The organism is Marinomonas alcarazii (assembly GCF_003208215.1).
In the GTDB taxonomy this organism is placed as follows: Bacteria; Pseudomonadota; Gammaproteobacteria; order Pseudomonadales; family Marinomonadaceae; genus Marinomonas; species Marinomonas alcarazii.
The window spans coordinates 58980-74387 of record NZ_QKLW01000012.1 but is presented as its reverse complement, the minus strand read 5'-3'; the positions used below and the strand labels follow the sequence as shown (position 1 = coordinate 74387).

The 15408-nt window shown below is 43.7% G+C and carries 17 protein-coding genes and 1 other RNA gene; 3 read left to right on the top strand and 15 right to left on the bottom strand.

Annotation, left to right across the window (positions count from 1 at the left end):
* Window positions 1–24 precede the first annotated feature (24 nt).
* The 8 genes from DFP75_RS17310 to prfB all read right to left on the bottom strand — a co-directional run bounded on the left by DFP75_RS17310 (window position 25) and on the right by prfB (window position 6689).
* A complete protein-coding gene (locus tag DFP75_RS17310) occupies window positions 25–357 on the bottom strand; it encodes a YnfA family protein (RefSeq protein WP_110577309.1) in 333 nt (110 codons plus the stop codon).
* A 25-nt stretch (window positions 358–382) separates the two neighbouring features.
* A complete protein-coding gene (locus tag DFP75_RS17305; protein WP_281270083.1) occupies window positions 383–496 on the bottom strand; it encodes a GNAT family N-acetyltransferase in 114 nt (37 codons plus the stop codon).
* A gap of 128 nt (window positions 497–624) precedes the next feature.
* Window positions 625–1050, bottom strand: coding sequence for a DUF7282 domain-containing protein (locus DFP75_RS17300; RefSeq protein WP_110577308.1), 426 nt, complete (start codon window positions 1048–1050; stop codon window positions 625–627).
* Between the two features lie 187 nt (window positions 1051–1237).
* Window positions 1238–2002 (bottom strand): anti-sigma factor, encoded by a 765-nt coding sequence (locus DFP75_RS17295; protein ID WP_110577307.1) that lies wholly within the window; start codon window positions 2000–2002, stop codon window positions 1238–1240.
* Window positions 1999–2568, bottom strand: coding sequence for a sigma-70 family RNA polymerase sigma factor (locus tag DFP75_RS17290; RefSeq protein WP_110577306.1), 570 nt, complete (start codon window positions 2566–2568; stop codon window positions 1999–2001). Before DFP75_RS17290 ends, DFP75_RS17295 begins: the two co-directional genes overlap by 4 nt.
* 236 nt (window positions 2569–2804) lie before the next feature.
* Window positions 2805–3866, bottom strand: a complete 1062-nt coding sequence (gene hisC, locus DFP75_RS17285) for a histidinol-phosphate transaminase (RefSeq protein ID WP_110577305.1) — start codon at window positions 3864–3866, stop codon at window positions 2805–2807.
* A gap of 176 nt (window positions 3867–4042) precedes the next feature.
* On the bottom strand, window positions 4043–5545 hold the full coding sequence (gene lysS, locus DFP75_RS17280; protein WP_110577304.1) for a lysine--tRNA ligase: 1503 nt from the start codon (window positions 5543–5545) through the stop codon (window positions 4043–4045).
* Between the two features lie 48 nt (window positions 5546–5593).
* Window positions 5594–6689 (bottom strand): peptide chain release factor 2 gene (gene prfB / locus DFP75_RS17275; RefSeq protein ID WP_110577303.1). Its coding sequence is split into 2 segments (ribosomal slippage): window positions 5594–6616 and window positions 6618–6689, totalling 1095 coding nucleotides; the frame shifts between segments, so codons are not numbered across the junction.
* A gap of 144 nt (window positions 6690–6833) precedes the next feature.
* Here prfB and DFP75_RS17270 point away from each other — a divergent pair.
* The 3 genes from DFP75_RS17270 to DFP75_RS17260 all read left to right on the top strand — a co-directional run bounded on the left by DFP75_RS17270 (window position 6834) and on the right by DFP75_RS17260 (window position 8029).
* A complete protein-coding gene (locus tag DFP75_RS17270; RefSeq protein ID WP_110577302.1) occupies window positions 6834–7133 on the top strand; it encodes a cell division protein ZapA in 300 nt (99 codons plus the stop codon).
* A 129-nt stretch (window positions 7134–7262) separates the two neighbouring features.
* Window positions 7263–7440, top strand: a non-coding RNA gene (gene ssrS, locus DFP75_RS17265) — 6S RNA.
* A gap of 4 nt (window positions 7441–7444) precedes the next feature.
* Window positions 7445–8029, top strand: a complete 585-nt coding sequence (locus tag DFP75_RS17260; RefSeq protein WP_110577301.1) for a 5-formyltetrahydrofolate cyclo-ligase — start codon at window positions 7445–7447, stop codon at window positions 8027–8029.
* 11 nt (window positions 8030–8040) lie between these two features.
* Here the strand turns inward: DFP75_RS17260 and traF (DFP75_RS17255) are convergent, their stop codons facing one another.
* The 7 genes from traF (DFP75_RS17255) to znuA all read right to left on the bottom strand — a co-directional run bounded on the left by traF (DFP75_RS17255) (window position 8041) and on the right by znuA (window position 15361).
* Window positions 8041–9315, bottom strand: a complete 1275-nt coding sequence (traF, locus tag DFP75_RS17255; protein WP_181417046.1) for a conjugal transfer protein TraF — start codon at window positions 9313–9315, stop codon at window positions 8041–8043.
* Window positions 9316–9422: 107 nt separating this feature from the next.
* Complete coding sequence (gene traF, locus DFP75_RS17250) at window positions 9423–10670, bottom strand: conjugal transfer protein TraF (protein WP_110577299.1); 1248 nt, start codon at window positions 10668–10670, stop codon at window positions 9423–9425.
* Between the two features lie 203 nt (window positions 10671–10873).
* Window positions 10874–11668 carry a 3-deoxy-manno-octulosonate cytidylyltransferase gene (gene kdsB, locus DFP75_RS17245; protein WP_110577298.1) on the bottom strand — a complete coding sequence of 265 codons (795 nt, stop codon included), beginning with the start codon at window positions 11666–11668 and terminating at the stop codon, window positions 10874–10876.
* Window positions 11668–12249, bottom strand: a complete 582-nt coding sequence (locus tag DFP75_RS17240) for a KdsC family phosphatase (RefSeq protein ID WP_110577297.1) — start codon at window positions 12247–12249, stop codon at window positions 11668–11670. The genes kdsB and DFP75_RS17240 overlap by 1 nt, the downstream gene beginning before the upstream one ends.
* 2 nt (window positions 12250–12251) lie before the next feature.
* On the bottom strand, window positions 12252–13109 hold the full coding sequence (gene kdsA, locus DFP75_RS17235) for a 3-deoxy-8-phosphooctulonate synthase (RefSeq protein ID WP_110577296.1): 858 nt from the start codon (window positions 13107–13109) through the stop codon (window positions 12252–12254).
* 66 nt (window positions 13110–13175) lie between these two features.
* Window positions 13176–14162 (bottom strand): KpsF/GutQ family sugar-phosphate isomerase, encoded by a 987-nt coding sequence (locus tag DFP75_RS17230; RefSeq protein WP_110577295.1) that lies wholly within the window; start codon window positions 14160–14162, stop codon window positions 13176–13178.
* A 116-nt stretch (window positions 14163–14278) separates the two neighbouring features.
* Window positions 14279–15361: a zinc ABC transporter substrate-binding protein ZnuA gene (gene znuA, locus DFP75_RS17225; protein ID WP_110577294.1), complete on the bottom strand. Its 1083-nt coding sequence runs from the start codon at window positions 15359–15361 to the stop codon at window positions 14279–14281.
* Window positions 15362–15408: the final 47 nt, after the last annotated feature.

Below are 15408 nucleotides of genomic sequence, written 5' to 3'. Positions count from 1 at the left end.
CTAAATCCAAACCACGGTCTGTCGTTATGCAGACCGTGGCGCAAACATAATAATGGCCATTCCTAATAGCGCCACACTAGACCCAATAATATCCCAAGTGGTTGGACGAATACCGTCTACCACCCACAACCATAAAACAGCCATGAAGATATACACACCGCCGTAAGCCGCATAGACCCGGCCTGATGCTGTCGGATGCAGCGTTAGCAACCAAGCAAATGCCGCCAAACTTAACGCCGCCGGTACTAATAACCAAATCGTTTTCCCTTCACGAAGCCAAAGGTAAGGCAGGTAACAGCCGACAATTTCTGCCAGTGCGGTCAGAATAAAAAGACCTATTGTTTTTAACTCAGGCAAAAGAACTTTCCTTCTAATAATCTAATCAACGCACCAAACACATAGGCACAAAGCGAATACCATTGAAATCGGCCTCGCTCCTTGTTACTTCAAACCCATAAGATTCATAAAAGCCAACCACATTCACTGACGAACGCAGACTGATTCTAACTCTGAACCTAGCCAGTTAGCCAAAAAATGAGTGTACAGGTAAAAGCAAAAATAACCGATAAAAAAAGGGGCAGATAAGTTTTATCCGCCCCTTTTTAATTGCGTATTTTTGGCATTTTACTTGGCTGTGATCACATCCATCACTAGCTTGCCGTTCACCTTGATTGGGCCGTCTTCTTTCGCACCTAAAGTGTATTCGAAAATACCGGTTTTCATGCCACCAGCTTCGCCATGCAACATCAGCATCAGCATTTCACCGGATTTAACTGGCTCTGTTAAAATCGCCGATACGTCATGATTCATACCTTTTCTAAGTGGTGCATACGCCACCACAGGGCCTGGTTTCATTGCCTTATCTGTGCGATGAACAACTAACCAACCATTACTATCCGCGGTAACGACATCCGCACTTACGGTGCCACCAGATACATCTTGATCGCTGCCTTTTACCGAAAGCTTGCCGTTCATTCCACCCGCTAACGCAGCACCAGTCATTGTCAAAACACCTAAACCAAGCGCAATACGTGAAAATGTATTTTTCATAATATACCTCTACATTGTGTCTTATTGAGTAGTATTTTCCTTTTACACTCATAGCTACGAGCACAATTTAAAAAGGTTTCAGTCACTACATGTTTTTTTGAATTATTTTTCAAAAACCTCAAAGTAAAGGCACAACATAAAAAAAGCCAACCTATTTAGGTTGGCTTCCATAACTATTATGTCTAGATTATAAAGACGTCGGGTACAGTCTGCCATGAATGGCCGGGCCTGTTGGCACGCCAGTTGGAGATCCCCCCGCAGGTTCCACACTGATACCAAACGTCGCGTGGCGAATCACCGCAGGGTCATAATTGATTTGCTTTTGAATGGGTGCAGCAACATTCGCCAATAAACCTAAAGAGCGCGGCGCTGGGCCAATTTCATCGGCTTTAATCCATAACTGATAGGTTTTACCTGCTTCTTGTCCTTGTGCGGTAACTGGTCGAACAGTAAGTTGTCGAGTTTCTATATCCAGCGACATAATAAAAGCTGGCTGCTTATCATCTGCTTGAAACACTGCAACAAAAGGCGCGTTAGCCTGAACGGCTGGCGCTATTGGCGGTTTAACGACCATAAAGATGGCAAGACAAGCCGCAATAGCTGATGCACCAAATGCCCCTAAACGCCAACGCTTCATTTTAATCCGCATCGCTTCCATTTCGACAACAACAGCGGAAGCGGCAGAATTTAGTGAATTATTACTGACAGGATTTTTATTCGTTCGTTGGTCGAGTTTAGCCAAAATCTCTTCAAACAAGCCTTCTCTTGGCTCTGCATCCTGCGCATAATCGTTCAAACCAGCAAAGTGGGCTTGCCAGTTTACAATGGCTTGCTCAAGCATAGGCTCATTCACACGTCGAGCTTCTACCGTCTCGCGCTCGTCCTTGTCCAACGTACCAAGCACATACTCTGCCGCCAATGTTTGAATGGATGTCTCTTCGTCGTTAATCATAATTTCATACAACCTTGCAGCTGCTTAATGCTGCGATGAAGCCAAGTTTTAATGGTGCCTAGCGGCTGTTTGAAACGTTCAGCAAGCTCTTGACGAGAAAGTCCGTCTAGATAAGCTGCTTTAATCATTTGTGCACGAGGCGGTTCAAGGCCATCCAAACACGTTTCCAGTTTTAATAAATCTTGGCTCTTAGTAAAAATGTCATCTGGTGCCATAGAATCGTCTGCGATTAAATCAAAATCTACATCGGCTTCACTGTCTGGCAGCTTATTTTTTCGAACCTCATCAATCGTACGATTACGTGCAATCGTCGCCATCCAAGTAATGGGGGAAGCAACACGTGCATCAAAACTCTCTGCCTTCTCCCATATCTTAAGATAAACTTCTTGCAGCACCTCTTCAGACGCCGCCTGATTCTTTAAGATACGAGAAACTATGCCAAAAAGTTTCCGATGAGTAGCATCATACAACTCAGAAAAGGCAAGACGATCTTCTTGAGCAACTCTAAGCAGCAAATTTGCTAAGGATTCCGTGGTGTGCTGTTCCGATAATAAAGATTGATTCATAAGACTCGCATCGATTAGGTGCCCACTTCGTAAGATGTCAGTATTACACTATTTTTAGTTAAACCCAATTCAAGAAATCATAACCTTAATAAACCATTTTGGCTGCGTTTGATTTAATTACACTCGCAGCGTTTCACTTTATATCAAAGTAATCCTCACCTAAAACCAATAAAAAAACCGCTCATTTACGAGCGGTTTTTAAGATATATCTTTTAATAAAGGCTATAAATAGGCAGTTACAAGGTTTTCAAAGCAGCCGTAAGCGCCGCCATTTCTTCGTCAGTACCAATAGTGATGCGAAGGTAGTTACCGATGCGAGGTTTGTTGCTACCAAAGAAGCGCACAAGGATGCCCCGCTCTTTTAGAGCCAAGTAAATTTGTTCGGCATTTTTTTCTGGGTGTGTTGCGAAAACAAAGTTTGTTGCTGATGGAATGATGTGGAACCCTAACGCTTCAAGGTCTTTGACGGACTGCTCTCGAGTGGCGATGGTTTTATCACAAATCTCTTTTAAATACGCTTCATCTTCCACCGCTGCTGTCGCACCTGCTAAAGCAATGCGATCGATTGGATAGGAGTTGAAAGAGTTCTTCAAACGCTCCAAACCTTCAATCAAATCTGGGTGACCCAATGCGTAACCCACACGAATACCTGCTAAGGCACGGGATTTAGACAAAGTCTGTACAACCAAAAGGTTTGGGTATTGGTTGATCAAAGACGCCGCACTTTGCGCACCAAAATCCACATAGGCCTCATCAACCAACACGACCACATCTGGGTTTGCTTTTAGAATCGTCTCAATATCCGTCAAAGGCAAAGCCTTACCCGTTGGTGCGTTTGGATTGGTAACAACAACGCCTGATACATCCAAGTTTTGGTAATCCGCGGGAACAATGTCGAAATCATCACTTAATGGGATCAGTTTTGGTTCGATGCTGTATAAGCCAGCATAGACCTTATAAAAGCTATAAGTGATGTCCGCGAATGCCAATGGTTTACCGCCAGCAAAATACCCCATAAAAGCCAAAGCCAAGACTTCATCCGAGCCATTACCAACAAACACTTGATTAGCGTCCAACTGATAACTATTTGCTAAAGCGTTTTTCAGCGTCACGCAGTTTGGATCTGGATAAAGACGTAAACGCTCACTGACTTCAAGGGCCATAGCCTCTAACGCCTTAGGTGATGGCGAATAGGGACTTTCGTTAGTATTTAGCTTGATGTACTTTTTGTCTTGCGGTTGTTCGCCTGGCACATAAGGGTCAAGAGAAGCAATTTTATCTGTCCAAAAACGACTCATATAACTCTCCATTACTTTTTATAAAGGGGTCAGAGCCCTTTAAAAGTAGATATTAGATAAGGCAAATTTTGTTAAAATTAATGGGATCTGGCCCCTTTAATAGAAACAAAATAAGGCCTCAATTGAGGCCTTATAAATACATTAGAATTTTTTATCAGTGACTATCCGGCCTAGGATCAGTCCTGAGGCTTCATATGTGGGAACAATAATACGTCACGGATCGAAGGCGCATTGGTGAACAACATCACCAAACGGTCGATACCAATACCTTCACCAGCGGTTGGAGGTAGGCCATATTCTAACGCATTGATGTAGTCTGCATCGTAATGCATGGCTTCGTCATCACCTGCGTCTTTTTCAGCAACCTGACGCATGAAGCGCTCGGCTTGGTCTTCTGGATCATTAAGCTCCGAGAAACCGTTAGCAATTTCACGACCACCAACGAAGAATTCAAAACGGTCTGTAATGAAATCATTATCATCATTACGACGCGCAAGTGGAGACACTTCCGCTGGGTATTCAGTAATGAATGTCGGTTGATCCAATTTGTGTTCTGCGGTTTCTTCGAAGATTTCTGTCCAAAGTTTGCCAAGACCCCAAATCGGTTTCACATCGATTTTTAGTTTCTTCGCAACCTCTGTTGCCTTCTCAACCGTTTCTAGATCCGCAGCCGTTAACTCTGGGTTGTAGTGCAAAATAGACTCAAGCATGGTCATACGTACAAAAGGCGCACCAAAGTCGTATTCAGAACCTTGATAGGTCACTTTGGTCGTACCCAAGACTTTTTCCGCGACAGTGCGCAACATGTCTTCTGTAAGATCCATTAGATCTTTGTAGTCCGCGTAGGCTTGGTAGAATTCGATCATAGTGAATTCTGGATTGTGACGAGTCGATGTACCTTCATTACGGAAGTTGCGGTTAATCTCAAATACACGCTCAAAACCACCGACGACCAAACGCTTTAAGTAAAGCTCTGGTGCGATACGCAAGTACATACTCATGTCCATGGCATTATGATGCGTTACGAACGGACGAGCCGTCGCACCACCAGGAATGGTTTGTAGCATTGGCGTTTCAACTTCCATGAAACGACGATCTTCTAGGAAGCGACGAATCGTAGAGATGATTTTTGAACGCATTTGGAACGTCTCGCGGGACTCTTCGTTTACAATCAAATCAACATAACGCTGACGGTAACGCATTTCCATGTCAGACAAACCATGATGCTTGTCTGGCAAAGGACGCAACGATTTGGTGAGCAATTGCGCTTCTTGCATATCAATGTACAAGTCGCCTTTGCCAGATTTGTGCACAGGGCCAGAAATACCAATGATATCGCCCAAGTCCCACGTTTTTTGATCAGCCAATAACTCTGGGCTCAAGGCTTTACGATTTACATAAGCTTGGATTTGTCCAGTCATGTCTTGTAGCAACATGAAAGCGCCGCGATTACGAACAATGCGACCAGCAATACTGACTTTATGGTCTTTCTCTTCTAGCTCGGCTTTTTCAAATTCGCCGAATTCGGCCTGAAGGTCGGCTGCGTATGCATTTGGACGAAACGTGTTCGGGTAAGCATTGCGCTCAGCGCGGATCGCCGCCAATTTACCACGACGTTCCGCTACTAAACGGTTGTCGTCTGATTGTGCTGTGGATTCTATGTTTTTTTCGTTAGCCATGATTTTGCTATCTACTCTTTTTAAATGTTCTAAATAAGAAACGCCGCTTTATAGGCCTTGCTTTAAGCTTGCAACAATAAACTGGTCCAAGTTGCCATCCAGTACCGCACCAGTATTCGAGCTTTCCACGCCAGTACGTAAATCTTTAATACGTGATGCATCCAAAACGTAAGAACGAATTTGACTGCCCCACCCAATATCAGATTTGCTATCTTCCAAAGCTTGCGCCGCTTCAGAACGTTTCATCATTTCCAACTCATACAATTTTGCACGCAACTGCTTCATCGCGAAATCACGGTTAGCATGTTGAGAACGCTGGTTTTGACATTGCACTACTATACCAGAAGGAACATGGGTAATACGTACCGCTGAATCGGTGGTGTTTACGTGCTGACCACCCGCACCAGACGAACGGTAAGTATCCGTGCGTAGATCCGCTGGATTAATTTCAATATCAACGTTGTCATCAATCTCAGGTGATACGAAGACGGACGCAAATGACGTATGACGACGATTACCTGAGTCAAACGGTGACTTGCGCACCAAGCGATGTACGCCTGTTTCGGTACGTAGCCAGCCAAAAGCGTATTCCCCTTCAAATCGAATTGTTGCAGATTTAATCCCAGCAACATCGCCTGCGGAAACTTCCATTAGCTCAACTTTAAAACCTTTATCTTCACCCCAGCGCAAATACATACGTAACAGGATGTTGGCCCAATCTTGAGCCTCTGTACCACCAGAGCCTGACTGAATGTCTAAGAAGGCGCTGTTTTCATCCATTTCCTTGGAGAACATGCGACGGAATTCTAGTTTCCCTAGTAGGGCTTCTAGCTCTTGCAGCTCGAGCTCAACCGCTTCTACAGAATCTTCGTCGTTTTCTTCTACAGCGATATCTAGCAGCTCTTTAGAATCGTTCAGACCGGATTCCATGCTGTCTAGGGTTTCAACTACAGCTTCAAGCGCAGAGCGTTCTTTGCCAAGTTTTTGGGCGTACTCTGGATCATTCCAAATAGCGGGATCTTCCAGTTCACGGTTAACTTCCTCTAAGCGTTCTTTCTTTGACTCGTAGTCAAAGATACCCCCGTAGGGTTACAGAACGGGCAGAAAGGTCTTTTATCTTAGAAAGTATCGGGTTTATTTCCATATTGGCGTCAATTTGCTATAAACAGTGTGGATAAATGTAATTCGGAATTGTAACGAATTTAGTCGCAGCATAAAATGCCATTCGCTACCCAATGATGGAAAAACAGACCATTTTTTGTGGGCCTTGCTATCAAATGGAGTCAATATGGATAAGCCAACTGTGTCAGTCGCCATACTGGGACAAAATTATAAGATAAATTGCCCTAAAGGGCATGAAGCCGATTTAAAAGAAGCGGCTGAATATTTGAACAATCAAATGCGTGAGATCAAAGCCAGTGGGAAAATCATCGGTCTTGAAAAAATCGCTGTACTTGCTGCATTGAATATTACTCACGATATGCTAAATAACAGAAAATACGCACGCTCTAACGAGCAACAGTTGCGAGAACTGACATCGCAGCTTGATGCAGCATTAGCGCATGAAACAAAGTTGGTTAACGAATAAACATCCGTGGTTTATTTCTTGATCTACTTTTTTGATTGCAAGCGTAGAACACGAATTTTCTTCATAGAGCACAGAAAACGAATGGGCCGATTGAGTGATTTCTCTATCAACATACTCTATACTGCACTTCGTTTCCTGGGTTGTTCGAAGCGGCTTAACGCCCTTGAGCCTATGAGTAATACCCCGGAAAGAGCCTGCTGGTTTGGTGTGCATGTCCGTGCGTCGGAAAGCCTAAAGAATCACAGCTCTCTCCACCTTGAACCACTGGGTTCAAGGCCAATAGCCGAAACGGCAACTTGGGAAACTCTTTTATGACCTCTCATCTAGACCCTAGACAAACACTACGTCGACAATTACGCCAAACTAGAAGAAGCCTATCGGCAGAGGAACAGCTAGCAGCTGCAACTCAACTCGTTTTTTGTCTTAAGAATCATCTTAATCTCCCAGAAGTAGAGAACGCTAAGCGCATCGCCTTGTACCTTACAAATGATGGCGAAATTTCACCACACCTTTTATGCGACTACTATTGGCAGCAAGGAATCCAGACTTATCTTCCTGTTATTCAAGGGAAACAACTAACCTTTGCACGCTATACTCCTAACACGGTTTGGCAAGAAAATGTGTTTGGCATAAAAGAGCCCGTCACTACCGAATATCTGTCTGGCGATGAACTGGATGTGGTTTTGCTGCCCTTGGTGGGGTTTGATTCACAGGGTGGACGTCTTGGTATGGGAGGTGGCTTCTATGACAGAACATTTGCTGACAAAAAAGCCAACGAAAAACCACTGCTAATTGGCTTGGCCCATGACTGCCAAGAAGTAAAAAACCTGCCTGTTGAAGGTTGGGATGTGCCTTTGCAGGCGATAATAACACCAAGCCGTATTATCAATGTATAAGTAAGAAAAACCTAAAATGCGAACGCATACCCTAACGAAAAGCTAATACTTCTTGGGGTGCTATCGGCACTTTCCAAGCCATAAGCTAAATCTAAGTTGAAGCGTCTACTTAAGGTCAGACCACCTGTTAGATAGCTTAATTGGCTACCAGCATGGTTCTTTCTGTAACCAACACGAATACCAGGAAAGAAGATATTATCGCTAAAATGGGAGATTGAGACGGTACTCCATTGATACTTATCACCCAAAGGCCCCGCAATTGAATTCACATCAAATGACCCTGCTAAGGACCAATTTTGATTTACGCTCATGATCGCTGCATCAACGGTCAACTGCGCCTTCTTTTTATATGTTTCATTTAATGTCAGCTTATCTTTATTTGCTAGGTCAATAGCGACATTACAAGCGTTCAATTCAGAGCCCGATAACCCTGTACAATTACCCAGTTTTTTAAACTTAAACTCAGGCTCATTAATGTTAGCTACCGTCGCACCTAGTTGATAATTCGGCGCAGCCCAGATCGCACCAAGATCAATTCCTATCCCAGAATCAACATAATCGCGGTCAAATATGTAGCTCATCGACAAGCTGTCATCACTGTCACCATCAGATAGCACTGATATTTTTTGCCCCAGCGCCATTCGATGAAGGTTTACTTTACCCCCAACAATAAGCGCACCGCTGACTGGCCTGCCCACCAATTGACTGTAACCAACGCCAAAACGATAGTCAGTTGCCCGCTTTATAATGACAGAAGAGTTAGATTCAAAATTAAAATCACTGCCTGTATTAACAACCGAAATATCGTCCGCTAATAACCCTAAGCGAGCGACGAAAGAAGCACTCGCATCAATAGAGAAAGCGCCTCGATTATGAGTCTTGTAAATAATTGGAGCAAATGGGGCTTGTAAGGAACCATAGACCTTTAGATAAGCATCCCCTTCTAACAACGCAAGAGAGGCGTTTACTTCAGCTAGAGCAGCATTAATTTCAGCCTCGCTACTGTAGTCTGCTTCCAGTTTATCGCCCAGATCGCCAACCTTATCCTCTATCCCTTTTATATCACCAATCTCTAACCCAAAATCTAAAGGTCCCAAAAAGCCGACGCGAAAGTCATTAATTGGTGTCATCAAATAGGAGGCTGCTGGGTTTGATAAAGATGTCTCTAATGATTGTCTATTTGCGTAACCCCCTAGAGAAGTATTGGAACCAATAGGCACATACACAGGCACGGATGCCGCGACGTTCGCACTAATAACAATCAAAAATAAAACTAAATACCGCATCAATCCATTATCCATTTAGGGAAAATATTGTATCTATCTGCACTTCAAACAAAAAAGCCGATAACCTTACAAAGGTTATCGGCTTTATTTGTTAAATCTTTACAGTTTTAGAACGCAGTATCATAACCGATAGAGAAGAAAGCACTACGAGGCATTTCATCACCGTCTTCATCTTTAACTGTGTCCAAACCAACCGCAAGATCAATATTTAGACGCTTAAGGAAGGTTAGACCAAAAGTCGCATAGCTTAGCTCAGTACCGGCCATATTCTGACGGTAGCCAACGCGAAGACCTGGAAGGAAGTGTGAGTCACCATAGTAAGACAAAGAAGCGGCAGCCCATTGATATTCATCACCCACAGCGTCTTTTACAGCATTAGTGTCGTAAGACATCCCTAAAGTAACTTGCTTACCTTTAGTAGAAACAGCCGCATCGATTGTGGTTTGCATTTCCATCACGTATTTATCTGACGCGGTAATACCGTACTTATCTGAAGCAGCATTCGTTGTAATAGGAGCACCATCAAATTCAGGCTCATTAATATTCGCAACAGTCACACCAACTTGGTAGTAATTAGACACCCAAACCGCACCTAGATCGATACCAACACCAGTGCTGCTAACCGCATCATCTGAAATAGAATCCGAAATTGCATCGCCTGCTTCAACGTCTTCATCATCCAATTTCACCAAGGCACGACCCATAGAAAGATTATGAAGATTAGCCTTAACACCACCCACTAACATACCATGGGAGTTTTCCCACATAGACTGGCTGTAGCCAAGCCCAATCTGAAGGTCAACGGCAGTTTGCGCATAGAATGAAGTATCAGTAACTAGCCCGTCATTGGTGCCATTTACATTTACATCATCGGCCAATAAACTGCCTTTAGCAACTGCAGACACACTTGCATCCAAAATGAACGCAGCATTGTTGTCGGTTCTGTAAATAACCGGCATAAAAGGGACTTGCAAACCTAGGGATGTTTTTACATACGCGGTATTACCAATTTCGTCCAAAATATCATTTGCACGATTTCGATTAGCTACTGCATTACCAGCATTAGCATTATCAACAAGATCTTCTATCTCTTCAATTTGATCGCCTAGGTCACTCACATCACCCATTTCGATCCCCACACTAAGAGGACCAACAATACCAAAGCGGAAATTGTCTTCGTCTTCTTGGTTAACCATTAGAAATGGTGCAGCGGGGTTCGCAAGGGCAGTAGCCAATGCACGTTGGTTCGGCGCATTACTCAAGGTAAAACTAGAGCCCACCGGCTGATTAACAGGCATCGCAGCGAATACTGCGGTGCTTAATAAGCTGCTTGATACAAGTATGAGTTTTTTCATGGTTTATCCCTTCGCGAAAGAAAACGTAAGCAAATAGCAATAAATAATTACCTTTAAGCTAATTGTATACGCATTTCTTACATTTTTCCTACCCTAAATAAGGCAAAAAAACACGGTAAAACACATGAAATAAAAAAAAACGGCAAACCTTGTATTGATTTGCCGCTTTCTGGCCTATTCGACCTTTTCTTTGAACTAAAAAGCTACATACAATTTAAAGATAGCTGATGTCGAAGCTTCTCTAAATCTTCTGGCGTATCGACCCCATGAGTCGGTAAACCATCTGCCATAGCCACTTGCACCTTAATACCTTGATGCAAGAAGCGTAGCTGTTCCAGTTTTTCCCAACGCTCTAAAGGCGACATAGGTAAATCCGCGTATCTTGCCAATAAACTCGCACGATACACATACAAACCGATATGACGAAGCGCTGGAAAATCAGCAGGCAACGATCCTGTTCGTTCTAAATTACTGGCAAAACCATCTCTATCCCACGGCATGGGTGAGCGACTAAAGTAGAGCGCACGCTGCTTTTCATCGCAAACTACTTTCACCACATTTGGGTTAAAGAAATCTTCTGCTTTATCAATAGCACAAGCCACCGTAGCCATTTCAGCTTCTTTGTCTTGGTTTAATGCGATCACACTGGAATGGATCAAGCTAACAGGTAAAAAAGGCTCATCACCTTGCACATTGACGACAATCTCATCACCTAGCCAAGCCATTTTGGCCGCCACTTCTGCAAGACGCTCAGTGCCATTTTCATGGTCATCACGCGTCATAACGACAGGCGCACCAAAAGCAATCGCAGCTTCTTCAATAATTTTATGGTCTGTGGCAATCGTCACAGACTTTGCGCCAGCTTTCAAAGCCAGCTCATAAACCCAGCGTAATACTGGCTTACCACCCAAATCGGCCATTAGCTTCTGTGGAAAACGTTGAGAAGCATAGCGAGCGGGAATGACGATGTGAAAATCAGGTAAGATTTGAGTAGTCATTATTTTTCAAACTCCGGCTTTTGAGCCAATTCATAAGCTTGTTCCAGTGACATACGAGATGCCAGCACCATATCCGCGACTTCTCTAGCCACACCGTCACCGGCAGCTTTACTAAGTATAATGGGACAATGACGTTGCAGTAACTCATGAGCATCTGCTGGGCACAAAGGCACCCCAACTTTGGGCATAACTTGAAGATCGATTACATCATCCCCAACGTAAGCGGCCTCTTCTGGCGTAATATCCAAACGCTCAATCAACTCTGCAAAGGCTTCGGCTTTGTTATGACAACCAGGATAAAAATGTTCAACTTTTAGGTCTTTCATCCTTTGCCTTAATGGCGCAGAATCTTTTGCTGTAATAACCGCAACTTGAACGCCCCACTTTGGCAACAGCTTCATGGCCACACCATCTTTTACATTGAAGCGTTTTATGGTTTCGCCTTGCTCTGTATAAAGTAAACGGCCATCAGTTAGTACGCCATCCACGTCAAACACGACTAATTTCAGAGCTTGCAGCTTGGCCAACAAAGTTTGGTCACTATCTAACGCTGGATAAGAAGAAAGAAAAGCCGCGTCCATTTTTATGCGCTCGTATCTAATTCTTCAAACGTTTTCACCAACTCATCAAGCTGCTTCATCTGCTTTAGGAATGGCGCAAGCTTACCTAAAGGCAAAGCACATGGACCATCACATTTAGCATTATCTGGGTCAGGGTGAGTTTCTAAAAACAAGCTAGACAAACCAAGTGACATACCGGCACGAGCCAATTCTGTTACCTGTGCACGGCGGCCATCGGCAGAATCTTCGCGACCACCTGGACGCTGTAAAGAATGGGTTACGTCAAACATAACAGGGAAACCAAACTTTTTCATTTCACCAAAGCCAAGCATATCAACAACCAAATTGTTGTAGCCCATCATGGTGCCACGCTCACAAAGCATAAGTTGATCATTTCCAGCTTCTTGGCATTTTGTCAGGATATGCTTCATTTCGTGGGGTGCTAGAAACTGTGCTTTCTTGATATTAATCACAGCACCTGTTTTCGCCATTGCCACAACTAAGTCTGTTTGACGAGAAAGGAACGCTGGCAATTGAATGACATCAGCCACTTCAGCAACTGGCGCACATTGATAACCTTCATGGACATCAGTAATGACAGGCACGCCAAAAGTGTCTTTTATTTCTTGCAGAATTTTCAGCCCTTCTTCCATGCCCGGGCCACGGAAAGAGTTAATAGATGAGCGGTTTGCTTTATCAAAAGAGCCTTTAAATACATAAGGGATCCCCAGCGCTTCCGTTACTTTTACATGCTCTTCAGCAACACGCATCGCCAAGTCGCGAGACTCCAATACGTTCACACCACTGAATAAAACAAAAGGAAGGTGGTTAGCTACTTCAATCTTATTGCCAATTTTAATAATCTTACTTTCCTGAGACATCTCTCGCTCCAATCTAAATTCGGGTTAAGCCTATTGCAAAATGGCAAAGTGCTTAGTCAATATTGCTTATCTATCGTAAATTTCTAATACGCCAACCAAAGCATTGTCGTCATTGGTCACCACTAATAAGGTGATTTTATCTCGTAGCATTTGCTCTTCTGCTTGTACTATCATGACATTCTCATTAATGGTTTTTGGATTCGGTGTCATCAAACTGGCCATGGGCTTATGTATCATACCTTCGCTTTCTTTCAGCATAGCGCGGCGTAAGTCACCATCGGTAAAAATGCCCAACAACTTACCTTCTTGTTGAATCAATACAACGCCCATTCTGCCATAAGTCATCACCGTTATAGCGTCTTTTAATGTCGTCTCAGGCGAACAAACAGGAAGGTTATCTTTGTGCATTAGGTCTTTAACACGAGTTAACAATTTACGACCTAAGCTGCCACCAGGATGAAAGCGAGCAAAATCTTGCGGCTGAAAATTACGACATTCCATTAAAGCGACTGCCAACGCATCACCCATGGCCGTTGTCATAGTTGTCGATGTTGTAGGCGCTAAATTGTTTGGGCAAGTTTCTTTGTCGATGGAAAGATCAAGCACACAATCACAATGTTTCGCTAGAGTAGAATGAGTATTCCCAACCATCGCAATACTTGGGTTACCAAAGCTTTTTAAAGAAGGCAGTAAGCGCATCAGCTCTTCTGTTTCACCAGAAAAACTAATCAAGACCAAAACATCTTCAGGCTGGATCATACCTAAATCGCCATGGAACGCTTCGCCCGGATGAAGGAAGAAGCTCGGCGTACCTGTTGATGCCAAAGTAGCAGCAATTTTTTTACCTATTAAACCAGACTTGCCCATACCACAAATAATCGTACGCCCTTTGCTGGCAAGAATCATTCGAACGGCTTTGGGAAATTCTTCGCTCACCTGATTGGCGAGATTGGCTAAGGCTTGAGCTTGTATCGATAAAGTACGTCGAGCACTTTCAATAAGGGTATCGGAATGGGTACTCGAATCGCCACTCAAATTAAATAGATCGCTCATAAAGCCTCGCTGCTAAATGTAATAATCGTAAAGTGAAATCATTATACAGAGGAGGAAGCGGGAGGACTATCAAAGAGCAAGCATTCAACACTTACTCTTTGATAAACAGAGAGGAATTACCCTAAGCAGTTAAGAAATTGACCACTTAAACTATCCAGAAATGAGAAATAAGCATTTTGGCCCATTTTCACATTTTCCCCCAATGGATCTAAAGGAGCCGTTTTCACGTCTGAGCCCTCCAGCAATGTTTTAACAATAGCTGGGCTAAACTGTGGCTCACTGAAGACACACTGAATATTATGCTCTTCAATTTCACGACGAATTTCAGCAACTTTTTTCGCGCCTGGCTTACGTTCTGGACTGACGGTAATTTCACCGGCATGACTCAAGCCGTAATGTTGCTCAAAATAGCTATAGCCATCATGGAACACAATGTAAGGGACTGTATTCACTTTATTCAGCGCTTTGCGTATTTCTGCGTCTTTCGCACTAAGGCCTTTTTCAAAGGACGCCAAATTGCCTTTGTAATACTCAGCATTCGCCGCGTCTAAAGAAACTAGACGAGCGGTCACTGCTTTTGCCAACACGCGTACATTATCTGGCGACAACCAAACATGTGGATCAACACCATCATGGTGATGCCCTTCGTGGCCCTCATGCTCGTGGTGATCATCATGGCCGTGACCTTCATGCTCGTGGTGGTCATCGTGATCATCATGGCCGTGGCCTTCATGCTCGTGGTGGTCATCATGATCATCATGGCCGTGGCCTTCATGCTCGTGGTGGTCATCATGATCATCATGGCCGTGGCCTTCATGCTCGTGGTGGTCATCATCATGATCATCATGACCGCCATGATCATCAGCAAAATTATGCAGAGCCATTCCTTGTAAAGCCAACCACTCTATTGATGACTCCTCTTTACCAGCATTTTCTAATGGCTTTTCTAAAAAACGCTCTAGCGATTCGCCAACCCAAACGACAGTATCGGCTTCCAGTATTTTCTTAAGATCCGAAGGACGCATGGCAAAGTCATGCGGCGATGCCGTACTAGATACGATCTGCTGAATATCCGCTTTATCACCAGCGATTGCAGCTACTACCATAGAAACAGGCTTAATACTGGTGGTAATAACAGGTTTAGCTAATGCTAAGGGAGATAGCGCAGACACACCTAAGGCAAGAAGAAGTTTATTCATTAATTTACTACCAATTAGTTAACGTTATAACGTAACAATACGATATA